Origin of the sequence: Corallococcus exercitus, from assembly GCF_003611585.1 — a bacterium.
Taxonomy (GTDB): Bacteria; Myxococcota; Myxococcia; order Myxococcales; family Myxococcaceae; genus Corallococcus; species Corallococcus exercitus.
Window position 1 is genome coordinate 1 of sequence record NZ_RAVW01000490.1, and the last position, 6701, is coordinate 6701.

The following is a 6701-nucleotide window of genomic DNA, read 5'->3' on the forward strand; positions in this document are numbered from 1 at the left end:
CGCCGCGCCCGCCCGCCGCGAGCCGGAGCCCCAGCAGCCCTTCTACGCGGAGAACGAGCCCGGTCCCTCCGAGGACGACAACGGTGGGTTCGAGCGCGACGGCGACGAGGACGAGGGCACGCTCTTCGGCAACAACCGTCAGGCGCCCGCCCCGGTGCCCACGCCCGCTCCGCGCCGTGCGGCGGCGGCGCCCGTGGAGGAGACCCCTGCCGCGAGCGGCGCGCCCCTCAACGAGCTGTTCTCCGACCTGGACCTGCCTGGCAACCGGGGCGACGGCTCGGACGAGGAGGACCCCGGTCAGGACGAGACGCGCGAGGATCCGCGCGGCGACGACGAGGAGGAAGAGGACGCGCGCCAGGTGGACTCGAAGGCCGCGCGCAAGCGTCCGGTGGTGCCCGCGCGCCGTGGCAGCCCGCTGAAGATGGTGGCGCTGGTGCTGCTGCTGCTCATCGTCCTGCCGGCGGTGGCGCTGTTCGGTCTGTCGGCCGCGGGCATGCTGCCTCCCGCCCTGGCGGACATGGTCAACAAGATGACCGGCAAGGCGCCGCCGCCCATGGCCCCGACTCCGGCGCCGCGTCAGGCCGCTCCCGCGCCGGGGGCCGCCGAGCCCGTGGCGCCTCCGCAGGGCGCCGCGGCGGGTGAGGCCGCGGCTCCGGCCGAAGGCTCCACGCCCTAGTCCATGGATGAGGTGGGCCTGCTTTCCGCGTCACGCGGTGAGCAGGCCCTCCCACCGCGTCCTGTTCCGGCCGGATGCTCCGGCACGTCGAGCAGGACGGTCCGGCTCAGAGGTCGAAGTCGCCCGCGGGCGGCTTCTTGCCGCGCATCGCGCGTTCCCTCGAGGCCCGGACATCGGAGCGCAGGGACTCGGTGGCTTCGGCATCCACCGTTCCGGTCTCCAGGTCCACGACGTCGCCTTCACGCACGCCGGACGGCAGGGTGCTCAGGGCGCGGGTCACCTGCTGGCCATCCACCACCAGCACGGCGACGTCGTCTTCGATGCGGTCCACCGTGGCCCTGGACCGGGGCTTCGCCTTCTTCGTCACGGGTGACAGTCTCCCGCGGGCTTGCGGCCCGACTTCACCGCCGCGTCACGCGTGCTCCACGTGAGCAGGTTCTCCGGATTGATGAGCTTCACGCTCCGGCAGGTGGACTTGTGGAAGATCTGCTTGTTCTTGCTCGCCATGTAACCATCCGACATGGAGGCCCTGCTGGAGGACGAGCGCACCGCCTTCTCCGGCGCCTCCGTCCGCGTGCCCTTGCGAGCGGTGGGCAGGTCATCCACGTCCATCACGTTGCTGGCGCGGGCGGTGCTGTCTCGCGGCGCTTCGACGACTCGCGCGGGCTCCGTCCGGACGGCGGGAGCCGGCTCGGGGGACGTCGGCTTCACCACGGGCGCGGGCTTCACCGTCCGCACCAGCGCGGGGCGCGGATCCAGCCCCGGGAAGATGCGCCGCGCGGAAGCAGGCTCCCCCGGTGAAGGCCGCTGGAGCGAGAGCTCGAACTGCTTGCCGTCGCTCACCGCGTGCACTTCGCCGTTCACGTCCGTGCGGAACATCTTCGCATCCACGCCGCGCAGCCGCGCGAGGAGCTCCTTCACCTTCGGGTTCTTCGCCAGGCCGTCATCCCCGCTGAACACCGCCGCCTGGGGCCGCACCTCCTCCAGGTACGCCTGCGAGTTCGCTCCCTCCACGCCGGGCGAGCCGACCTTCAGCAGCGTGGCGGGGGACAGCAGCCCGCGCTCCAGGAGCCGGGCCTCCGTCTCACCGCGCGCGCCGCCCGCGAAGATGACCGACGTGTCGTCGTACGTCAGGCGCAGCACGACGGAGTTCGCCGCGTTGCGCCCCTCCGCGTCCGCGGCCCCCTTCAGCAGCGGCTCCGCGGGCGCGCGGGGCCAGAGCACCGTGAGGTTCACCCGGTCCTCCAGCGTCAGCCGGACCAGCTCCTTGGGCGCGGACGAGGACGGCGCGGGCGAGAAGATCTGCACCCCTCGCGACCCCAGGGCCGTCAGCAGCGCGTCGTAGGCCTTCGACGTGTCGGGCAGCTGCGGCTCCATCAACCGCCGCGCACCCACGCGCTTGAGCACCGCCTCCAGCGCGCCATGGTGCTTCGGATCCGGCTGCGTGAGGACCACCAGGTCCAGCTCCCGGCGCAGCAGCTCCGGCAGCCGGTTCACCAGGTGCGACTCGGCGGACGCGGGCCCCGAATCCACCAGCACCGTGTTGCCTCGCGGCGTGACGATGAGCGCGGCATCCCCCGCGCCCACGTCGAAGAAGTACACGTGGAGCTTCCCGTCCGGCGCGCCGCCGAAGTAGCGCGACTTCTCCGGGGCCGCCTGCGCGGGCGGCGCGGACGGCTGCTGCTGACAGGCGAGGGAGGCGAGCAGCAGCCCCACTCCCAGCGCGATGCGGGCCTTCATGGATGACAATCCTCGGCGGGGCGGCGCTCACGCAGGGCATCGGCGCGGCTGGAGTAGACGGTGCGCTCGTTCTTCGAACGCTTCAAGGTCGAGCAGTCCTCGCGGTGGAACACCTTGCTGCCCTTCAGCGACACGTAGCGCCCGCCCGTGGCCGCGGACGTGTCCGTGGGCGCCGAGGGCTCCACTGGCGTCCGGGACCGGGACGCGCCCGGCTCCGGTTCCTTCTCCACGGAGCGGCCGGAGCGGCCGTGTGGCGTGGGCTCGATGGGGCCGAGCGCCACCGGGCTTCCTGCCCGCTGCGTGCCGGACAGGCTCGCGGCCCCGGCACCGCCCTTCGCCGAGCGCAGCGTCACGGTGGTGCCGTCGCTCACCGCCATCACCTCGCCGTCCTGGTCGGTGCGGAAGGTGCGCGCGCGCACGTCTTTCAGTCGACCCAGGACCTCCGGGCTCGGGTGGCCGTAGTCATTGCCCACGCCGCAGGAGATGACCGCCGCCTGCGGCTTCACGCGCTCCAGGAAGGCCGCGGTGGAGGAGTGCTTGCCGCCGTGGTGCGCCACCTTCAGCACCGTGGCCGTGAGGTCCACGGGCTTCTGCAGCAGCACCTCCTCCGTGGGCGGCTCCGAGTCCCCCGTGAAGAGGAACGCCGTCTTCCCATACGTGAGCTTGGTGACGATGGAGTTCGCGTTCGCGTCCGAGCGCGTGTCCGCGAGGAACGTCTCCTGGGGCACACGCGGCCAGAGCACCGTGAGCGCCACGCCTTCGCCCAGCCCCACGGTGAGCAGCGTCTGGGGCGAGGCCGGGTTGGGCTCCGGGCTCATCACCTGGCCCACCTCGTTGCCCACGAAGTCCAGCAGGTCGCGGTACGCCTCGCTCGGGTGGTCGAAGCCGGGGTCCATGAAGCGCTTCGCGCCCACGGCCTTCAAGGCCGCGCGCAGCCCGCCCAGGTGGTCCAGGTGCGGGTGGGTGAGGATGACCAGGTCCAGCGGTCCCTTCACCAGCTCCCGCAGCCGCGCCGCCAGCCGCGAGCTGGCCTCCGGAGGCCCACCGTCGATGAGCACCGTCTTGCCCGTGGGCGACACGATGAGCGCCGCGTCCCCCTGGCCCACGTCCAGGAAGTAGACCGTGAGCCGCCCGGGAGCGGGGGAGGGGAGGGCCGGGGAGGCCGGAGCCGCCGCGTGGCCGGGCACCGCCGCGAGGAGGAGGACAAGGAGTGCGAGCAGCCGCGCGAAGACCTTCACAGTTTTGGAACTCTACAGCCCCGCTCCCCTTCGCGGCACCCCGTGCGTTGACCGGACGCGCAGTCCTCCCGCGAGCGCTTCCCCGAGGGCCGGGAGTGGGCTAAGGGGCGCCGCATGCCGTCCGACGCCGAAGCCTTCTTCACCGTCCTGGAAGAGCTGGTCGACCAGGCTCGTCACCGTCTGCACGCCTGGAAGGTCCAGCAGGAAGCGGTGCCGCCCGCGCCCGCCGCCGTGCTGAACGCCGAGCCCCCGCGTCCGCCCGGCGTGAAGACCGCCACCGCGCGCGTGGACCCGGCCACCCTCCAGAAGGCCACGGACCTGGCGCCGTACATCGACCACACGCTGCTCAAGCCCGAGGCGCGCGCCGAGGACGTGGTGCGCGTGGCGGAAGAGGCCCGCCAGTACGGCTTCGCCACCGTGTGCGTGAACAGCTGCCACGTGGCCACCGCCGCGCGCGTGCTGGCCGGTTCGTCCGCCGTGCCCATCGCCGTGGTGGGCTTCCCGCTGGGCGCCGCGCTGTCCTCCGCGAAGGCCTTCGAGGCGCGCGAGGCCATCCGCGCGGGGGCGCGCGAAATCGACATGGTGATCAACCTGGGCGCGCTCAAGGCGCACGACTACCAGCGCGTGCACCAGGACATCGCCGCGGTGGTGGAGGCCAGCCACCCGCTGCCCGTGAAGGTCATCCTGGAGACGGGCCACCTCACGGACGAGGAGAAGGTCGTCGCGTGCGCGCTCTCCAAGGCCGCGGGCGCCGCGTTCGTGAAGACGTCCACCGGCTTCGGGCCCGGCGGCGCCACGGTGAAGGACATCGAGCTCATGCGCGCGGTGGTGGGGGACGACGTGGGCGTGAAGGCCTCCGGTGGCGTGAGGTCCGCGGAGGACGCCGTGAAGCTGATTCGCGCGGGCGCCAACCGCCTGGGCGCCTCCGCGTCCGTGGCCATCGTCACCGGGCAGATCTCCACCGCGCAGTACTGACCCTTTTTCCGGAGACGCGCACCGTGACCCCGAAGCAGCAAGAGGACTTCCTCCAGCAGTTGCTCGCGCTCCACGCGGAGCTGACCGGGAAGGCCCCCATGCGCATCGAGCCCAACCGCACCGACGAGGCGCGCGTGGGCGGCGACGAGGACGAGCAGCCCCTCAACGAGATGATGCAGACCATCGCCTCCAGCCGGAACCGCAACACCGACGGCACGCTGGCGCGCGTGGTGAAGGCGCTGGGCAAGCTGCGCGAGGACCCGGACTCCTTCGGCGAGTGCGAGGAGTGCGGCGAGGAGATTCCCATGGGCCGGCTCAAGGCCATGCCCTACGCGGAGTTCTGCGTCGTGTGTCAGAACAACAAGGATGGCCCCAAGGGGCCGGTGCGCCGCAAGCACCTCACCGACTACAAGGGCTGAAGCAGCCCCTTCTCCAACCACGAGGCAACGCGCGATGGACACGACCGGACTCAGGGAGCGGGCGGAGGCCTGGCGCAAGGCGGATCCGGATCCAGAGACCCAGGCGGAGCTGGCCAACGTGCTGGCGAAGCAGGACTGGGCGGACCTGGCGGACCGCTTCGCGCAGGACCTGGAGTTCGGCACCGCGGGCCTGCGCGGCGTGCTGGGCGCCGGCCCCAACCGGATGAACCGCGCCGTAGTGCGCCGCACCACCGCGGGCCTGGCGCGCTACCTCAAGGCCACCGTGCCGGACGTCACCACGCGCGGCGTGGTGGTGGGCCGCGACGCGCGCCGCCTGAGCCGCGAGCTGGCGGAGGACACCGCCGCCGTGCTCGTCGCGGAGGGCATCCCCGCGCACGTCTTCCCGGAGCCGGTGCCCACGCCCGTCACCGCGTTCGCCGTGCTGCACCTCAACGCCGCCGCCGCGGTGATGGTGACCGCCAGCCACAACCCGCCCGAGTACAACGGCTACAAGGTCTACTGGGGCAACGGCGCTCAAATCGTCCCGCCGCAGGACGTGGGCATCGCGGACGCCATCGCGAAGGTGGAGCCCGCCAACGCGGTTCCCCTGCTCACGCCCGCCGAAGGCCGCGCGAAGGGGCTGTGGCGCGACCTGCCGGAGGACGTGGGCAACGCGTACCTGCGCGCCATCCTGGACCTGCGCCTGTACCGCAAGGGCAGCGACACGCTGTCCATCGTCTACACGGCCATGCACGGCGTGGGCGGCGCGTGGGCGGCGCTCGCGCTCAAGGAGGCGGGCTTCCCTCGCGTGACGCCCGTGGCCGAGCAGCAGCAGCCCGACGGCCGCTTCCCCACCGTGCGCTTCCCCAACCCGGAGGAGCCGGGCGCCATGGACCTGTCGCTCGCCACCGCGGAGCGCGTGAAGGCGGACCTGGTGCTCGCGAACGACCCGGACGCGGACCGGCTCGCGGTGATGGCGCGGGATGCCTCCGGGAAGCTGCGGATGCTCACCGGCAACGAGGTGGGCGTGCTGCTGGGCCACTACGTCCTCACGCAGGGGACGAAGCGCGCGCGCCCGCACGTCGTCACCACCATCGTGTCCTCCACGCAACTGGGCGAAATCGCGCGCGGGTTGGACGCCGCGTACGACGAGGTCCTCACCGGCTTCAAGTGGATCGCCAACCGCGCGCTGGAGCGCACGGCGAAGGAAGGCACGCAGTTCGTCTTCGGCTACGAGGAGGCGCTCGGCTACACCGTGGGCACCGCCACGCGCGACAAGGACGGCGTGGGCGCGGCGCTGGTGGTCGCGGACCTGGCCGCGTGGTGCGAGGCCCGGGGCACCACCGTGCTGGGCTACCTGGAGGAGATCCAGCGCCGCTTCGGCCTGCACGTGGGCGCCCAGCGCAACGTGACGCTGCCCGGTGCGGCTGGCGCGCAGACCATCCGCGCCATCATGGAGGCCTTCCGCGCGTCTCCGCCGAAGGACATCGGCGGCACCCGCGTGAGCGCAGTGCGCGACTACCAGAAGGGCGAGGGCGGCCTGCCCCCGTCCAACGTCGTCGCCTTCGCGCTGGAGGGCGGCGGCCGCGTCACCCTGCGCCCCTCCGGCACCGAGCCGAAAATCAAATACTACTTCGAGCACAAGGAGACGCC

6 protein-coding genes and 1 pseudogene are annotated in these 6701 nt (G+C 72.5%); 4 read left to right on the forward strand and 3 right to left on the reverse strand.

Annotation, left to right across the window (positions count from 1 at the left end; genetic code table 11):
• A pseudogene (locus D7W79_RS44010) lies at nt 1-676 on the forward strand (hypothetical protein); the annotation flags it as partial.
• 106 nt (nt 677-782) lie between these two features.
• On the opposite strand, the gene D7W79_RS36625 reads toward D7W79_RS44010, so the two are convergent.
• Genes D7W79_RS36625 through D7W79_RS36635 form a run of 3 tightly spaced genes read right to left on the reverse strand, consistent with a single transcriptional unit; the run spans nt 783 to nt 3654 of the window.
• Complete coding sequence (locus D7W79_RS36625; protein ID WP_120529924.1) at nt 783-1043, reverse strand: DUF3006 domain-containing protein; 261 nt, start codon at nt 1041-1043, stop codon at nt 783-785.
• Nucleotides 1040-2416 carry a ComEC/Rec2 family competence protein gene (locus D7W79_RS36630; RefSeq protein WP_120529925.1) on the reverse strand — a complete coding sequence of 459 codons (1377 nt, stop codon included), beginning with the start codon at nt 2414-2416 and terminating at the stop codon, nt 1040-1042. The genes D7W79_RS36625 and D7W79_RS36630 overlap by 4 nt, the downstream gene beginning before the upstream one ends.
• The gene (locus D7W79_RS36635) at nt 2413-3654 is read right to left on the reverse strand and encodes a ComEC/Rec2 family competence protein (RefSeq protein WP_120529926.1); all 1242 of its coding nucleotides are present in this window, start codon (nt 3652-3654) and stop codon (nt 2413-2415) included. The genes D7W79_RS36630 and D7W79_RS36635 overlap by 4 nt, the downstream gene beginning before the upstream one ends.
• Before the next feature lie 114 nt (nt 3655-3768).
• On the opposite strand from D7W79_RS36635, the gene deoC reads away from it, so the two are divergent.
• The 3 genes from deoC to D7W79_RS36650 form a co-directional block, all read left to right on the forward strand.
• The gene (gene deoC / locus D7W79_RS36640; protein WP_120529927.1) at nt 3769-4629 is read left to right on the forward strand and encodes a deoxyribose-phosphate aldolase; all 861 of its coding nucleotides are present in this window, start codon (nt 3769-3771) and stop codon (nt 4627-4629) included.
• A gap of 23 nt (nt 4630-4652) precedes the next feature.
• On the forward strand, nt 4653-5048 hold the full coding sequence (locus D7W79_RS36645) for a TraR/DksA family transcriptional regulator (RefSeq protein ID WP_120529928.1): 396 nt from the start codon (nt 4653-4655) through the stop codon (nt 5046-5048).
• A gap of 34 nt (nt 5049-5082) precedes the next feature.
• Nucleotides 5083-6701: phospho-sugar mutase (locus tag D7W79_RS36650; protein ID WP_147442233.1), on the forward strand; the 1619-nt coding region annotated here is incomplete at its 3' end.